Origin of the sequence: Pseudarthrobacter sp. NPDC092202 (assembly GCF_044755505.1) — a bacterium.
Classification (GTDB): domain Bacteria; phylum Actinomycetota; class Actinomycetes; order Actinomycetales; family Micrococcaceae; genus Arthrobacter.
In genome coordinates this window covers 239,497-253,806 of the sequence record NZ_JBIVRG010000002.1, presented here as the reverse complement: position 1 = coordinate 253,806, position 14,310 = coordinate 239,497, and the positions used below count along the sequence as shown (strand labels likewise).

Sequence of the window (14,310 nt, the reverse complement as noted above, 5' to 3'; positions counted from 1 at the left end):
GGCAGGTAACTCTACCGGTTTTGGCCCTGCCGGCGTGTATCGGGCCGCCTGGGTTTGCCCGTGATGGCGGCCAGGACGGCGTCCTGGGAGAGTAGTCCGGTGACCTTGCCATTGTGGTCTACGACGGCGTAGTGCCGCCCTTCCAGCTGGGACAGGAACTGGAGCAACTCCTGTCCCTTGGACCATTCGGGGACGTAGGCGCCGGGAGACAGCGCGTAGGAAACGGCGGTGATGGGGGTTGACGCTGCGGCGTGGGGAGGAACGGAGGCCAGTGCGGCGGAATCCACAACGCCCTCTGGCCGGCCGCCCGGTCCGCAGACCACCAGCGACGTGGCGTCCCCGCGACTGTAATTCAAGGCGTCCTCCACCATGGCGGTAGATGGCAGGCCGGCAGCGGGGGTGGAAAGCGCCGCCGCACTGACCAGGTGGAGCCGGCCCCGAAGGGTCCCCTGCTGGATGGACGCTGAGGCCCCCATCCAGAGGAAAGCGCCCACCAGCACGGTGATCATCAGCAGGCTGAAATCGGGGGCATCACCGGCAAGCAGCGGCCTGGCAACAAACCAGTACCCGATGGCGACGACGATGATCCGGCCTCCCCAGCCCGCCGCAACCGTGCCCTTGGCCTGGCTGCCGGTGGCCTTCCATACGGCCGATTCGACCAGCCGTCCGCCGTCCAGGGGAAGACCCGGGAGGACGTTGAACACGGCAATCAGGAAGTTCGCCCACATAAAGATGTTGGTGAGGATTTCCGCGACGATGCCCATGCTTGCCGTGCTGAGAAGCAGCCACGCTCCTCCGGCCAGGACGAAATTGGCGGCCGGTCCGGCGAGGGCCACCAGGACGGAGCGTCCGGGCGACGCCGTGAAACTTTCGAACTGGGTGTGTCCGCCCCACAGGTTGAGCACGATCTTCTGCGTGGGCCAGCCATAGATTCTGGCCGTCAGGGCGTGGGCCAGTTCGTGGACCAGGACCGAAACGAGTAGCAGGACGGCGTACGCGAACGCCACGATATAAGCACTGACGCCGAGGGCCGGGTTCTGCCCGGCCAGGACGGGACCGTAGACGATGACCGTGAAAGCGGCAATGATAAACCAGGAATAAGCCAGCACCACAGGGACGCCCGCAATCCTGCCCAGCGGAATGCCTTCGCGCCGGACCGGGACAGTAGTTTCCGTCACCGTTGGTCCCCGAGCGGACGGGCGGCGTCCACGAACCCCTGCATCCCCTGGCCGCCGGGCAGGAGCGATTCGAGGTCGGCCACTGTGCGGCCAGCCAGGGAATCCCAGAGGGTGTAACGCCCGTCCTCGGGCAGCGGAACAATGTGCGGTATGGCCACGGTTGCCACACCGGACGCCACGGCAGCGGAGACACCGGGCACCGAGTCCTCCAGCGCCACGCAGTGGTGCAGGCCCAGGTCCGGGTCTGCGTCCTGCAGCCATTCGACGGCGGTCAGGTACGCCTCAGGGTGTGGTTTGCCCTGGGCGACGGTGTCCCCGGTAATCAGGACCTCGAAGTATTGCCGTGGAAGGCTTGCCACTACCTGCCTGGCCAGCGGGCCCTCGGACATGGTGACCAGTGCGCAGCGGACACCGGCAATGTGGAGTTCCTCGAGGAGTTCACGGGCACCCGGCCGCCACGGGACCTGGCGCTTGACGCTGCTGACCACCGAGTGGGTGAGGGTGTCGATGATTTCCCGGATTTCCAGTTCCACGCCGGCTTCCTGGAGCAGCCCGGCGGAAAAAGTGAGCGACTGGCCAACCAGCTGCATGGCCTGCCCGTGGGACCAGGTCCCGCCGTATTCTTCCACCAGCGCGCGCTCGGCGGCGATCCAGTAGGGCTCCGTATCAACGATCGTCCCGTCCATGTCCCACAGGACGGCTTTGAGCGGGGAACTGTCGGCTGGCAATCGCATGCCCTCAGTCTACGGGGACCGCCTGGGCGCCGGCTGATGGCTACGCCCTTGGCGAATATGGGGCTCCCCCTGACCGGCCGCAGTGCATTTGCGTGATGTTGTGGCGCTTCATTCAATGCACAGCCGCGGTCCTTGGACGTAGGGTGAAGAAATGAATAGCTTCGAGGGAGACACCACAGAACCGGGTGCCGGGCCCGAAAGGGAGCGGTTCCTGCAGCCTGTAGCTGACGGACAGCGCGTGACAGTGATGCTTGCCGCCTTTGAAGGCTGGAATGACGCCGGGGAAGCGGCCAGCGACTCCCTTCGCTACCTGAACAAACTGTGGGGCGGCAAGAAGGTGGCCTCCATCGACGCCGACGAGTATTACGACTTCCAGTTCACGCGTCCCACCGTGCGCCGGAACCCCGCCGGAGAACGCAAGATCAAGTGGCCCTCCACACGGATCTATAAGGCAAGCGCTCCGGACTCGTACGTTGATGTCATCTTTGTCCAGGGCACAGAGCCGTCCTATAAATGGCGTGCCTACACGGCGGAACTCCTGGTCCACGCCGAGGCACTGAACGTTGACTATGTTGTGCTGGTGGGGGCTCTGCTGGCGGATGTTCCGCACAGCAGGCCGATTCCGGTCAGTACCTCGTCGGACGACGCCCCGCTGCGTGAGCGCATGAACCTGGAAGCCTCGCAGTATGAAGGTCCGGTGGGCATTGTCGGCGTGCTGTCGGAGGTGGCGTTGCTGGCGGGAATCCCCACGATTTCGCTGTGGGCCGCCGTCCCGCATTACGTGGCCCAGGCGCCGTCGCCGAAGGCCCAGCTTGCGCTGCTGCACCGGATTGAGGAACTGCTGCAGGTTCCGCTGGATACGCACGAGCTCGCTGAGGAAGCGGACGCGTGGGAGCGGGGGGTGGACGAACTGGCCACCGAGGATCCCGAAATCGCAGCCTACGTCCGGCAGCTCGAGGAAGCCAAGGACACAGCGGATCTCCCGGAAGCCACCGGCGAGTCGATTGCCCGGGAATTCGAGCGGTACCTCAAGCGCCGGGGCCAGGACCGGCCCTGACCGGCACCGCCGTGCGGTCACGGTGCGGCCCCCTGCCCTGAGGGGCCGTTTTAGAGAAGCACTCCCAGCAAAGCGTCCACAGCGTCTTTGACCAGGGCCTGGTCTGCGGGACTGGCCGGTCCGCCGTCGGCGTTTGCCTGCTCGGCCCAGCGGGATACTGCCGCAATTGCGGCAGGAGCGTTAAGGTCGGCGGCAAGCGCTGCGCGCATCTCGGCCACGAGGGGGGCGGCGGAGCCTGCGGGGGCGTGGGCCAGTGCCCTGCGCCAGGCAGCCAGGGTGGCCTTCGCCTCCTCGAACCCCTCGTTCGTCCAGGACCAGTCGGAGCGGTAGTGGTGGGCAAGAATGCCAAGGCGGATCGCGGCGGGCTCCTCCCCTGCTGCCCGAAGTTTTGATACGAGCACCAGGTTTCCCTTGGACTTGCTCATCTTCTCGCCATCGAGGCCCACCATGCCGGCGTGGGCGTAATGCTTTGCCAGCGGAACCCCCGCAAGGGAGTAAGCGTGTCCCGCGCCCATTTCGTGGTGCGGGAAGATAAGGTCCGAACCGCCGCCCTGGACGGTAAAGGGTGAAGGCAGGTACTTCTGTGCGATGACCGTGCACTCGATATGCCATCCTGGCCTGCCTGCTCCCAGGCTGCCGCCTGGCCAGCTCGGTTCCCCTTCGCGGGCCACGCGCCACAGGAGCGGGTCCAGTGCCTGCCGCTTGCCCGCCCGTCCGGGGTCGCCGCCGCGTTCCGCAAAGAGCTCGAGCATCTCGCTCTCGGCCAGCCCGGAGATGCATCCGAGGGACCAAGCATCCGGTGCGACGGACTGCTTGCCGGCCGCCTCGACGTCGTAATAGACGTCCCCGTCGGGTTCGCCCTTGGTGCCCGGCACTGTGTAGGCCAGCCCAAGGCTCACCAGCCGTTCCACTTCCGGCACTATCAGTCCGATGGACTCCACGGCGCCCACGTAGTGGTCCGGGGGCAGGACGTTCAGTGCTTCCATGTCCGTCTGGAAAAGTTCGATCTGGCCGGCAGCAAGGTCCCGCCAGTCAACACCCGTGGCCTCGGCACGTTCCAGGAGCGGATCGTCAACATCCGTGACGTTCTGCACATAGGCGACGTCGCGGCCGGAGTCCCGCCAGGCCCGGTTCAGGAGGTCAAAAGCGACGTAGCTGGATGCGTGCCCCATGTGGGTGGCGTCGTACGGCGTGATGCCGCAGACGTACATGGACGGCCGGCTCTCGCTCTCCAGTACCACCTCGCGGCGCACCGCTGTGTCGAACAGCCGGAGGGCGGGCATGCTTCCGGGCACGTCAGGAACGGGGCGGGATATCCAGGATTTCACACACCAAGCCTAGTGCTAGGCGCTGATGACATTGAAACCGAGCAGGAGGTACAGGGCCAGGCCAAGGAAGATCCGGTACCAGACGAACAAGCGGTAACTGCGGGTGGACACGAACTTCAGGAACCAGCCGATGATGACGTATCCCACAACGAAGGCAATCATTGTGGCCAAGGCGGTTTCCGGCAGTCCATAGGGGCCGGCGATGCCCTCATTGGTGACGGTCTTATAGAGCTGGTAGAACCCGCTGCCGAATACGGCAGGGATGGCCAGAAGGAACGAATAGCGGGCGGCGGCCTCGCGGGTGTAACCCATCAGGAGGCCGGCCGTAATGGTTCCGCCGGACCTGGAAACACCGGGAATCAGTGCCAGGGCCTGGGCGAAGCCGTAGAGGATGCCGTGCTTGTAGGTGAGCCGGCTGAGGTCCCGCTCCTGCGTGCCCATGGCATCAGCGACCGCCAGGAAGAGCCCGAAGACGATCAGCATGGTGGCCACAATCCAAAGGCTGCGGAGAACGGACTCGATCTGGTCCTGGAACAGGAGGCCCAGAATGATGATCGGAAGGCTGCCCAGGATGACCAGCCACCCCATCCTGGCGTCCGGGTCCTGCCGCGATACCTTGCCGGTCAGCGAACCCGTCCAGCCCTTGAAGATCCGGACGATGTCCCGCCAGAAGTAGACCAGGACCGCGGTCTCGGTACCCAACTGGGTGATGGCTGTGAACGCTGCCCCCGGGTCAGCCGCATTGGGCAGGAATTGCCCCACAATCCGAAGATGCGCACTTGATGAAATCGGTAGAAATTCGGTCAAACCCTGCACTAGGCCCAGCAGGGCCGCCTCAAACCAGTTCACGCTAAGACCCTACGTCATAGGCGGTGCCTGTTCTGGCCGTAAGCTTGCTGCTATGCAGCAGCGTTACGTCGGCAACAGTGGATTGCGTGTGTCCGCCCTTTCCCTCGGCACCATGGGCTGGGCCGGCGAAACCGACGAACAGGACGCCTCGGAACTCCTGCGCACCTTCCTTAATGCGGGTGGCCGCCACGTTGATACTGCCGCGTCCTACGCCGACGGCCGCTCGGAGGCCATGATCGGATCGCTGCTGGGCGACGTCGTGGCGCGCACGGAGATTTCCATCTCCACTAAGGCAGGGATGACGACGCCGGACGGCCGGCGCGGCGTGGACACGTCCCGCAACGCCATGCTCACCGGACTTGATGCCAGCCTGGCCCGGCTCGGCACCGACTATGTGGATATCTGGTTTGCCCAGGCCTGGGACGCCAACGTTCCGCTGGACGAAACCCTGTCCGCTCTGGAATTTGCCGTCCGCTCCGGCCGGGCGCGCTACGCCGGCGTTTCAAACTTCAACGGGTGGCAGACGGCGAAGGCCGCTGCGGTTGCCGGGTTCCCCCTGGTGGCCGCCCAGGCCGAGTACTCGTTCCTGCAGCGCAGGCCCGAGGCTGAGCTTATCCCTGCGGTTGGAGACGCCGGACTGGGCCTCATGGCCTGGGCGCCGCTGGGCCGCGGGGTGCTGACCGGCAAGTACCGCGGCAGCATTCCCTCCGGATCCCGGGCGGCGTCCGCAGCCGAGGCCGGGTACGTTGAGCCCTACCTTGAGGAGAAGCCCTCCCGGACCGTGGAAGCCCTATGCATGGCGGCCAAGGGGCTGGGGCGGACGCCGCAGGACGTATCCCTCAGCTGGCTCCTGTCCCAGCACGGCGTGGCTACCGCCATTGTGGGTCCGCGCACGCCCGCGCAGCTGAAAGAGCTCCTGGACGCGCAGCTCACTCCGCTGCCGCCGGAAATTGCCCGGGCCCTTGAGGATGTTTCAGCGCCGCTGTAAGTCCGCGGCCCTAGTCCTGGACGATTTCCAGGTCCTCATCGTCATCCACGTCGCTTTCTTCGTCCTCGTCGTCCTCGTCGTCAAAGACCTGGAGCGGCGTCACCTCGTTGTAGGCCTCATAGAGCGCATCTTCGTAAACTTCGAAGGCGTCCGCGACCGCGAAAAACGCCGCCTCCACGGAGGGGTCACCATCTCCGCGGCGGTTGGATGCTGCTATAAGGTGTTCTTCCATAGCGGTGGTCAAGGACTGAAGCGCGACACGCGGATCGATGCTCATGACTTCACGTTAGCCGGAAAAGGACGAAAATGGAGAGCAATGAAGGAACAATTTCTCACCAGCTCGGTCCAGCGGGAACGGGACTATTTGAGGCAGTACGAGTACCTCGTGCTGACGGTCAGTCCTGAGGATTCACTGCCTGAGGCGAGGCGCCGCCTGGTGGAACATTCCGAGTACGGCAAGTGGGAGCTGGAGCGCAGCAAGCTTTATGTTGGCGGCGGACGGCGGTTCTGGCTGCGCCGGCGGGTCCTGCAGGTCCAGCGGACGGTCTAGCCTTCCAGCGGACCCAGCCACGCGTTGGCAACGGTGTTGTGGGCGGATTCATCATCGGACGGATGGAACATGCCTGCCAGTACGTCCCGGTAGAGCCGCTCCAGTTCTGAGCCGCGGAAATAGCTCGATCCCCCACTGACACGGATAGCCAGGTCCACAACCTTCCGCGCAGTCTCCGTGGCGTTTACCTTCAGGCCAACCAGCTTCGGAAACCACTGCGCTCCGTGGTCTGCCAGGGCGTCCACATCCGCGGCCACTGCAGCCAGCTGCGGATACAGGGCGTCCATGGCCATGGCTGCCTCCGCAACCTTCCACCGGATGTCCGGATCCTGCGCGTAGCTGCGTCCGTTGTTCTTGAACGAGGTGCGCCGCTTCACAGCCTCCACGCCCACTGTGAGGGCGCGCTCCCCCACTCCCGTGTAGACGGCCGCGAGCAGCGTCTCGAAACAGGCGAAGATCGCGAAGATCAGCGGGTCCCTGCTGGGACCGACGGGAATCTTGCGGAAGATCCTTTCCGGCGGGACAGTGGCACCGTCCAGGACGGTGGTGTTGGACTGGCTCGCCCGCATGCCCAGGGTGTCCCAGTCGTCCACGACGCGGTATCCCTGCGTTTCCCGGGTGATGAAGCCGTGGACCAGTTCGCCTTCCCCTTCCCGGGCATCCGGGTCCTTGCCGAAAATCCCCAGCCGGGTCCAGGCCGGCGAGAGGCTTGTGAAAATCTTCGTCCCTGTGAACGAGTAACCACCGTCCGGCAAGGGAGTCGCGGTGGTCCGTGAATCGAACAGGACCGAATCGTTGCCGGCCTCGGAATTGCCGAAGGCAAAGACGGCGCCGTCCGCCGCTTCCTTGAGGACGAAGTCAAGGGAGGTGTCGCCGCGCGCTTTGAGGACATGCGCGACGCCGGTCCACACCAGGTGCATATTGACGGCCAGTGCGGTGGCGGGGGCGGCCGTTGCGAGCCTGCGCTGGCACTGCGCCACCGCTTCGAGGCCAAAGCCCATGCCGCCGTCGTCCGCTGGAACGAACATTTTCAGGTAACCGGCCCCCACCAGTTCCTCAAGGTCCTCATGGAAGAACGCGTTGTCCCGGTCATAGCCGGCGGCACGGCCGCGGATGCGCTCCAGTAGGGCGTCGGGCAGGACTTCCTCGGGGGTCATGGCGGCCGCGTCAGTAGTTGGTGAGGAGGGTGTTGAGGACCCGCGCACCGAACTTGAGCGAATCGGCCGGGACCCGCTCGTCCACGCCGTGGAACATGCCGGTGAAGTCCAGTTCGTCCGGCAGCATCAGGGGCGCGAAACCGTATCCGGTGATGCCAAGCCTGCTCAGCGACTTGTTGTCCGTGCCGCCGGAAAGGGTGTACGGCAGCACCTTGGCGCCCGGGTCCTCGGAGTGCAGGGCGTCAATCATGGAGTCCACCAGGTTGCCCGCGAAGGGCACCTCCAGGGAGACGTCCTGGTGCACGTAGCTGACGTCGACGCCCGTGCCGGCCAGTTCGCGGACGGTCTCCAGGACGTGTTCCTGCTGGCCTGGCAGGGTGCGGCAGTCGATCAGCGCCTCAGCGGATTCCGGGATGACGTTGTGCTTGTAGCCGCCCTTGAGCAGCGTGGGGTTGGTGGTGTTCTGCAGTGTTGCCCCAACGAACCGGGCTACGGTTCCCAGCTGGCTCAGCAGGACATCCGGGTTGTCGGCGTCGAACTCCACGCCCGTAAGTTCGGTCACCCCGTCAAGGAACTGCCGGGTGGTGGGGGTCAGCTCGATGGGCCACTTGTATTCACCGATGCGCGTGACGGCTCCGGCCAGCCGCGTCACGGCGTTGTCGGTGCTGATCTGGGAGCCGTGCCCCGCCCTGCCGTGGGCCACCAGCCGCAGCCATGAAATGCCCTTCTCCGCGGTTTGGAGGAGGTACGTCCGCTGGCCGCCAATAGTGGCCGAGAATCCACCCACCTCAGAGATTGCCTCGGTGGCGCCCTCGAACAGCTCCGGACGTTTGTCCACGGCGTAGCGGGCACCGTAGGCACCGCCCGCTTCCTCATCCGCGAAGAAGGCGAAGATGATGTCCCGCTTGGGCTTCCTGCCGGTGCGGGCGAATCCCCGCAGCACCGCGAGGATCATGGCGTCCATGTCTTTCATGTCGACGGCGCCGCGTCCCCAGATCAGCCCATCCTTCAGTTCGGCGCCGAACGGGTCCACAGACCACTGGTCCCGAAGCGCCGGCACCACGTCCAGGTGGCCGTGGACCACGAGGGCACTGGCGGACGGGTCCTCGCCGGCCATTCGGGTCACCACGTTTGCCCGCCCCGGTGCGGACTCAAAGATTTCGGCGTCCATGCCGACTTCCTCGATCAGGCCGGCGGCATACTCCGCCGCGGCGCGCTCGCCCGGACCCGAACCGTCACCGAAGTTGGAGGTGTCTATCCGGATGAGTTCCTGGCAGATCCGGACTACTTCATCCTCGGGCATGACGTCAGGCATGGAGGGCTCCTCACTGGAAATGACTGGCTGGTGCAACGCTGATGTGCTGCCCTCAGCCTACCCACTTGGCCCGATTCGATGTTTCAGGAAAAGTCGTGTTAGAGTTTTTCTCGCTGCTTCGGAGAAACGCGAAACGCTGAAAGGCGGAAACGGTTTCCGAATCACCACCTGCGCGGGTGGCGGAATGGCAGACGCGCTAGCTTGAGGTGCTAGTCCTCGAAAGGGGGTGGGGGTTCAAGTCCCCCTCCGCGCACAATGGGAAAGCCCCGGAAAATCACTGATTTTCCGGGGCTTTTTTGTATTTGCGTGTCGCTGCCGGCGTCCGGCACTCCAGGCGGCCGGGTACGGGTTCCCCACAAAGCAGGTACCAACTACTCGGGTGCAGGCCTTTCAGGGATCCTAATGTGGTTCACGGAACCGGCGACGAGAGCCACGCCTGAGACCACGTGTGCTCGCCCCCAGCCGTCGCCGGTTCCACTCACCCCGTCCTGAGACTGCGCTTATTGTGCGCAATGCGCCCGTGATCACTTCCGGATGCTGAACGAATCAGAGAAGGTGTAGCCGTCCGCCGGAACAAGCTTCACGTCCATGCGGGTGTTGGTTGCCGTGACGTCCAGCGTCCCTAGTGTCGAATTGTGGTTACCGGCTGACCAGGATGCGAAATAGTGCGACTCGGGGTCGTCGATGTTGATTTCGCGGGGTGTCCGCCCTCCAATGCCCACGGTGACGAAGACCGTTCCCCTGCCTTGGGTCATGGAGTCTCCGGTGTCCACCACACATCTCTTCTCCACGGTTTTGGCTCTCATATACTCACACCGGTCACTGAATCCGAGTTGGCGGGTCCGCTGGTACAGGTGCTCATGGCCGCTGAGAACGAGGTCAACCTTCTTCTCGATCAGCATGTTGGTGAGGGCTTCTCCCGCTGCGCAGGCATACCGCCCCATGGTGAAACAGGGAGTATGCATGGCGACAACGGTCCAGGGAATGTTCTCTGTCCGCGCTCCGTCGATTGCCTGTTCCGTCCAGTTCCACCGCTCGCTGTCCTTTGAATAGTCGAGCTTGCCACCAGGAAACTCGATACCTGGTGAAACCACGATGATTCGGGCCAGTGGTTCTTCCTGCGGAACGTCTACGTACCACTGTTCGGCGTAATCGCCTTGCAGGCCGGGAAGACGGTTGGGCAGGCAAGCGGCCAGCTTCTCAATATCACCGTCAGAGCCATCGCTCTCATGGTTTCCAGGAAGCAGCTGGTAGGCGAACTCCCCTCCCAGCTTTCCAGTGACCATGTCGCAGAATTCCTGGTCGGCGCCGGGCTCGTAGGGGAAATCACCCAGCGCGATATTGAAGTCCGGTTTCAGTTGGGCCACCGTATCCAGCACAGCCAAGGCGCCTTCACCCAGGCCTATGTCTCCCGCGGCGGTGAAGTGGACGGACTCTTGATCCTGGGATCCGCACGCGGCCAGGACAGCGAGGCTGAGTGTTGCCATTCCGGCGGCCAGCAACTGCCTCACCGATCGCTTGCTACGAATCATGGGTGAACCAACTCCCGCGGAAGTGTAGTGGCTTAGCAGCTTGAAGCGATCCTACCGGTGTGGCCGTTAAGGACAATGGGCTGGCCGGCCTAAAGGACGCCCAGCTCCCCCACAGCGGCCAGCACATCCGGCACGGTAACCGCCAGCAGGGCGGGGTCGGGTTCATGGGCAAATGTGTCTCCCCGCCGCAGCTCAGCCCGGGTCAGGACTATGTGGGGACCCGGCGGCGGGCCCCAGATTTCGGGCGGGGCAGGCCCAAACAACACCACCGACGGCGTACCGTAGGCCGACGCCAGGTGTGCGGCGCCGGTATCCGCGGAGATCACCAGCCGGGCAGCGGCGATGGTGGCGGCGAACTCCCCCAACCCCAGCCTCCCGGCCAGCACGGCGTCGTCGGGAAGGCCGGACTGCCGGCACACCTCCACTGCGCGGTCCCTTTCCCCGCTGCCGCCGGTAAAAACAACGGTGTGCCCGGCCACGGCGAGCGCAGAGGCAACAGCGGCAAACCGCTCGGCAGGCCAGAGGCGGCTGCCGTAGGCTGCCCCGACATGCAGGACGGCGGCTCCGGGAACGGGGCTGGGCCGATGGGGCGCCTGCAGCTGGATGTCCAGCGGATCGGCTTCGATGCCGTGCCATTCCAGGAGCGCGGTCCAGCGCTCCCTTTCATGCAGGTGGGCACGCCACGGCGGGCCGTCCCGGTGCTGGCTCCGGTGCCCGATAGTGTGCCGCGCCTGCAAAGCTTCGATCCTTCCTTGGCTCTCCGGGCCGCTGCCGTGGAGGTTTACTGCCACATCGACCACGCCGGGTTCCAAAGCCAGCGGCTCGTCCAGGCCATGGGTGGGCAGGAGCTCATAGCCGCCCACCAGCCCCAACGCCTCCGACAGCCACCCCTGGGCCGCGTACCGCAGGCGATGCTCAGGAAAGGCGCGGCGAAGGGCTTTAAGGGCGGGCACGGCCACCAGCAGGTCCCCCAGCTTTAAGGCCCGCAGCACCAGCAGTTCGGGTTTTGCGTCGCCAAGGTTCCCCGGCGCGGGCTTGGTGAGGACCTCCCCGCCGCTCATGCGTCCTCTTTCGGCAGCTCTGTGGCGGCCAGGCTCCGCACGTCCTCGTAAACATCACGGACCGAGACATCTGCCACGGCTGAGTCGTCATGGGGGCACCGGGGCGCCGTCCAGCCGACCTGGGTGACGTCTATCCCGCAGGAGGGGCAAGCGGTCACCCAGGATGCGTGTATGCGGTGCAGGCTCCGGCCCAGCGCCCCGGCGTTGATGACGTTGCCCGCCCAGAACACTCCCACTGTGGGCACTCCCAGCGCCTGAGCGAGGTGCCGGGGGCCGCTGTCATTGCCAACCACCACTGCCGCACGGGCTAGCAGCGCCACAAGCCCGCCCATGTCAAGGTCCCCGGCCAGGGATCGGACGTGGGCGGAGGCTGCCTGCTCCGCGACCTCGCCGGCCAGTTCCTGCTCGCTCTCATCCCCGATGACCACCACCCGGAACCCGTCCGCGGCGCACGCTGCCGCCAGTTCAGCGAACCGCGCAACCGGCCAGCGGCGGCGGGGATCCGTGGCGCCCGGATGGACCACCACCAAAGGCCCGGTGCCGCCGTCGTCCATTACGACGGCGGGGCACGCAAGTCCGTGTGCCGGCGCCAGGCGTGCCTCGAGGTCGATGGGGAAGGCGCCGGCCAGGCCAGCGACTTCCAGCGCCCTCAGCGGCTCATGCTGGTAATAGAGGTAGGGAACCGTCCGCTCCAGGCTGGCGGCGTCCGCGGTACGGGTGCCCACCGTGTGCCGCGCTCCCAGGCGAAGGAGGAACGGGTTTGAATACCGCCCTCCGCCATGGAGCTGGACGGCAAGGTCGAACCCGCGTTCGCGCATGGCATCAAAAAATGTATCCAGTTCCTCCGTGGCCTCCTGCCCCGGGCGGACGCCTTCAGCAAAGGGCAGCACGCACACCTCATTCACGGGACTTGTGGTTGCGTCGATCAGTGCCTTGTGCACGGGGGTGCCCAGCAAAGTCAGTGTTGCGCCGGGATAAGCCGCCTTGAGGGCGGACATGGCCGGAATTGCAAAGACCAGGTCGCCCAGGCCTCCGCCCCGCAATACAGCGATCCTCGTCACGTCCTGGAACTTTTCCAGGACAGGACCAACACCGGTACCAACCCGCCGGGAACCACCGAACTCTGCAGTGAGCTGCTCCACGTATACCCCTTACCCGTAATGCAGAGACCGCGCGCCGTGCGCTACGTCCTCCGCTGCCCTGCCATCCATGCTGCGGTGATAAACCGCAGGATGCCTTCTTTCAACCCTTACCCAGTGGAGGGTCAACATACTCCGGCTATTGGGGAATAGCCTCGTGATGCTGTACGTTTCATACGCGACAGGCGAACCAAAGAAAAGAGAAGCACCTAAAGTGGCAACCGATTACGACGAACTGCGCTCCGACGTCAAGGAATCGCAGGACAACTCACTCGAGCAGCTCCAGTCAGCTAATGCTCCCGACGCCCGCAGCGTTGTGCTGGAGCTGGATGAGGCTGACGGGCTTGACGGCGCAGGCGTGCCCGGAGGCGAGTTCGTGGCCGAAGAGCTCGTGGTACAGGTCATCCCGCAGGCTGAAGATGAATTCACCTGCTACTCCTGCTTCCTGGTCCGTCACCGGTCCCAGATAGCGCGCCAGAAGGATGGCCACAGCTACTGCACCGAGTGCGAAGGCTAGTTAACACAGTCGACGTGGGGCTTCGGGAACATCCGCGGCCCCACCGATCCTAAGGCACGCCCTTTTCGTTGGCGTGCCTTTCGGCTTTAAGCCGGCACCCAGGACGTCCCGGTACTGTGGCGCGTATGGCACACGATGACCCGGCCGGCACCTGGCTTTGATGAACATATCAGTCGACCCGTGGAATAAGTTGCTGGATGCCTTCAGCCGGGCGGACGCCCCTGACGTGACGTTTACCGAACTCGCGCTGGTGCTGGTGATCGCTGCCGCCTTGTCCGTTCCGCGGCGTTCCTGGAAGTACTTCGGGCTGCTGGCCACGGCAACGCACGAAATGGGGCATGCGGCCGCTGCATTGCTGAGCGGCCAGCGGCTGTCAGGCATCCGCCTGCGCCTCGACCATTCCGGAACCACCACCACCTACAGCCGCAGCAGGCTTGCAAGCGCATGGTCGTGCTTTTGGGGTTACCCGGTCCCGGCCATTGTGGGCGCCGCGTTTGTCTGGTGCGGATTCAACGGTTGGGGCCCGGCCGCCATCACGGCTGGCGGCCTTGCCCTGGCTGCCTCGCTGCTGTTCCTGCGCAATCTTGCCGGCATCCTTATTACTTTCACCGCAATCGCCGTGACACTTCTCCTGGTGCTCCTGGTCCCGGAGGCATTCGTCGGGCACGTGGCCGTCATCCTGGGGATGGCGCTGCTGGTGGCCGCCGTGCGCGACCTCATCAAGCTGGCGCACCTTCACCTGCGCCGGCGGGAAAGGCTGGCGAGTTCTGACGCCTACCTGCTGTGGCGCGCCACCTCAATTCCCTCCGCCGTGTGGATCGTACTCTTCGCGGCCCTGGTGGCGGGCTCCTGGCTGTGGGCCTGGCAGCCCATCTCCACAGTCCTCTACGCGGGAGCATAGGCTG

The 14,310-nt window shown here is 65.0% G+C and carries 15 protein-coding genes and 1 tRNA gene; 6 read left to right on the top strand and 10 right to left on the bottom strand.

Annotated features, from left to right (window positions below):
* Positions 1–11 precede the first annotated feature (11 nt).
* Both ACIQF4_RS04550 and ACIQF4_RS04545 read right to left on the bottom strand, forming a co-directional pair.
* The gene (locus ACIQF4_RS04550; RefSeq protein WP_400516189.1) at positions 12–1,178 is read right to left on the bottom strand and encodes a site-2 protease family protein; all 1,167 of its coding nucleotides are present in this window, start codon (positions 1,176–1,178) and stop codon (positions 12–14) included.
* Positions 1,175–1,912 (bottom strand): HAD family hydrolase, encoded by a 738-nt coding sequence (locus ACIQF4_RS04545; RefSeq protein ID WP_400516190.1) that lies wholly within the window; start codon positions 1,910–1,912, stop codon positions 1,175–1,177. The genes ACIQF4_RS04550 and ACIQF4_RS04545 overlap by 4 nt, the downstream gene beginning before the upstream one ends.
* 151 nt (positions 1,913–2,063) lie before the next feature.
* Between ACIQF4_RS04545 and ACIQF4_RS04540 the strand changes: the two genes are divergently transcribed.
* Positions 2,064–2,969 carry a PAC2 family protein gene (locus ACIQF4_RS04540; RefSeq protein WP_400516191.1) on the top strand — a complete coding sequence of 302 codons (906 nt, stop codon included), beginning with the start codon at positions 2,064–2,066 and terminating at the stop codon, positions 2,967–2,969.
* A 50-nt stretch (positions 2,970–3,019) separates the two neighbouring features.
* Here ACIQF4_RS04540 and mshC read toward each other — a convergent pair whose 3' ends face one another.
* The gene (gene mshC / locus ACIQF4_RS04535) at positions 3,020–4,297 is read right to left on the bottom strand and encodes a cysteine--1-D-myo-inosityl 2-amino-2-deoxy-alpha-D-glucopyranoside ligase (protein WP_400516192.1); all 1,278 of its coding nucleotides are present in this window, start codon (positions 4,295–4,297) and stop codon (positions 3,020–3,022) included.
* 15 nt (positions 4,298–4,312) lie between these two features.
* Positions 4,313–5,146, bottom strand: coding sequence for an undecaprenyl-diphosphate phosphatase (locus tag ACIQF4_RS04530; RefSeq protein WP_400516193.1), 834 nt, complete (start codon positions 5,144–5,146; stop codon positions 4,313–4,315).
* Between the two features lie 52 nt (positions 5,147–5,198).
* On the opposite strand from ACIQF4_RS04530, the gene ACIQF4_RS04525 reads away from it, so the two are divergent.
* Positions 5,199–6,134: an aldo/keto reductase gene (locus ACIQF4_RS04525; protein WP_400516194.1), complete on the top strand. Its 936-nt coding sequence runs from the start codon at positions 5,199–5,201 to the stop codon at positions 6,132–6,134.
* Positions 6,135–6,144: 10 nt separating this feature from the next.
* Here ACIQF4_RS04525 and ACIQF4_RS04520 read toward each other — a convergent pair whose 3' ends face one another.
* Entirely contained in the window at positions 6,145–6,411 is a 267-nt protein-coding gene (locus ACIQF4_RS04520; RefSeq protein WP_350003315.1) for a hypothetical protein, read from the bottom strand.
* A gap of 39 nt (positions 6,412–6,450) precedes the next feature.
* Between ACIQF4_RS04520 and ACIQF4_RS04515 the strand changes: the two genes are divergently transcribed.
* Positions 6,451–6,684 carry a DUF5703 family protein gene (locus ACIQF4_RS04515; protein WP_231454336.1) on the top strand — a complete coding sequence of 78 codons (234 nt, stop codon included), beginning with the start codon at positions 6,451–6,453 and terminating at the stop codon, positions 6,682–6,684.
* Here ACIQF4_RS04515 and ACIQF4_RS04510 read toward each other — a convergent pair.
* A complete protein-coding gene (locus ACIQF4_RS04510) occupies positions 6,681–7,841 on the bottom strand; it encodes an acyl-CoA dehydrogenase family protein (protein WP_400516195.1) in 1,161 nt (386 codons plus the stop codon). The two genes, ACIQF4_RS04515 and ACIQF4_RS04510, sit on opposite strands and share 4 nt — an antisense overlap.
* A 10-nt stretch (positions 7,842–7,851) precedes the next feature.
* Positions 7,852–9,156 carry a M20/M25/M40 family metallo-hydrolase gene (locus ACIQF4_RS04505; protein ID WP_400516196.1) on the bottom strand — a complete coding sequence of 435 codons (1,305 nt, stop codon included), beginning with the start codon at positions 9,154–9,156 and terminating at the stop codon, positions 7,852–7,854.
* Between the two features lie 170 nt (positions 9,157–9,326).
* Between ACIQF4_RS04505 and ACIQF4_RS04500 the strand changes: the two genes are divergently transcribed.
* Positions 9,327–9,409, top strand: a tRNA-Leu gene (locus tag ACIQF4_RS04500).
* Positions 9,410–9,680: 271 nt separating this feature from the next.
* Here ACIQF4_RS04500 and ACIQF4_RS04495 read toward each other — a convergent pair.
* From ACIQF4_RS04495 to ACIQF4_RS04485, 3 genes are all read right to left on the bottom strand, one after another.
* Positions 9,681–10,667, bottom strand: coding sequence for a metallophosphoesterase (locus ACIQF4_RS04495; protein WP_400579844.1), 987 nt, complete (start codon positions 10,665–10,667; stop codon positions 9,681–9,683).
* 110 nt (positions 10,668–10,777) lie between these two features.
* Entirely contained in the window at positions 10,778–11,749 is a 972-nt protein-coding gene (locus ACIQF4_RS04490) for a glycosyltransferase family 9 protein (RefSeq protein ID WP_350003322.1), read from the bottom strand.
* Entirely contained in the window at positions 11,746–12,891 is a 1,146-nt protein-coding gene (locus tag ACIQF4_RS04485) for a glycosyltransferase family 9 protein (protein WP_400515515.1), read from the bottom strand. Before ACIQF4_RS04485 ends, ACIQF4_RS04490 begins: the two co-directional genes overlap by 4 nt.
* Positions 12,892–13,102: 211 nt before the next feature.
* Here ACIQF4_RS04485 and ACIQF4_RS04480 point away from each other — a divergent pair, with 211 nt between their 5' ends.
* Positions 13,103–13,405, top strand: coding sequence for a DUF4193 domain-containing protein (locus ACIQF4_RS04480; protein WP_066275770.1), 303 nt, complete (start codon positions 13,103–13,105; stop codon positions 13,403–13,405).
* A gap of 160 nt (positions 13,406–13,565) precedes the next feature.
* Positions 13,566–14,306, top strand: coding sequence for a M50 family metallopeptidase (locus tag ACIQF4_RS04475; protein ID WP_350003325.1), 741 nt, complete (start codon positions 13,566–13,568; stop codon positions 14,304–14,306).
* The last annotated feature ends 4 nt before the right edge of the window (positions 14,307–14,310 follow it).

Excerpts from the sequence above, each read along its gene's own strand:
- ACIQF4_RS04545 (WP_400516190.1), bottom strand. The coding sequence starts at position 1,912 with ATGCGATTGCCAGCCGACAGTTCCCCGCTCAAAGCCGTCCTGTGGGAC.
- ACIQF4_RS04540 (WP_400516191.1), top strand. The coding sequence starts at position 2,064 with ATGAATAGCTTCGAGGGAGACACCACAGAACCGGGTGCCGGGCCCGAA.
- ACIQF4_RS04525 (WP_400516194.1), top strand. The coding sequence starts at position 5,199 with ATGCAGCAGCGTTACGTCGGCAACAGTGGATTGCGTGTGTCCGCCCTT.
- ACIQF4_RS04520 (WP_350003315.1), bottom strand. The coding sequence starts at position 6,411 with ATGAGCATCGATCCGCGTGTCGCGCTTCAGTCCTTGACCACCGCTATG.
- ACIQF4_RS04515 (WP_231454336.1), top strand. The coding sequence starts at position 6,451 with ATGAAGGAACAATTTCTCACCAGCTCGGTCCAGCGGGAACGGGACTAT.
- ACIQF4_RS04510 (WP_400516195.1), bottom strand. The coding sequence starts at position 7,841 with ATGACCCCCGAGGAAGTCCTGCCCGACGCCCTACTGGAGCGCATCCGC.
- ACIQF4_RS04505 (WP_400516196.1), bottom strand. The coding sequence starts at position 9,156 with ATGCCTGACGTCATGCCCGAGGATGAAGTAGTCCGGATCTGCCAGGAA.
- ACIQF4_RS04490 (WP_350003322.1), bottom strand. The coding sequence starts at position 11,749 with ATGAGCGGCGGGGAGGTCCTCACCAAGCCCGCGCCGGGGAACCTTGGC.
- ACIQF4_RS04475 (WP_350003325.1), top strand. The coding sequence starts at position 13,566 with ATGAACATATCAGTCGACCCGTGGAATAAGTTGCTGGATGCCTTCAGC.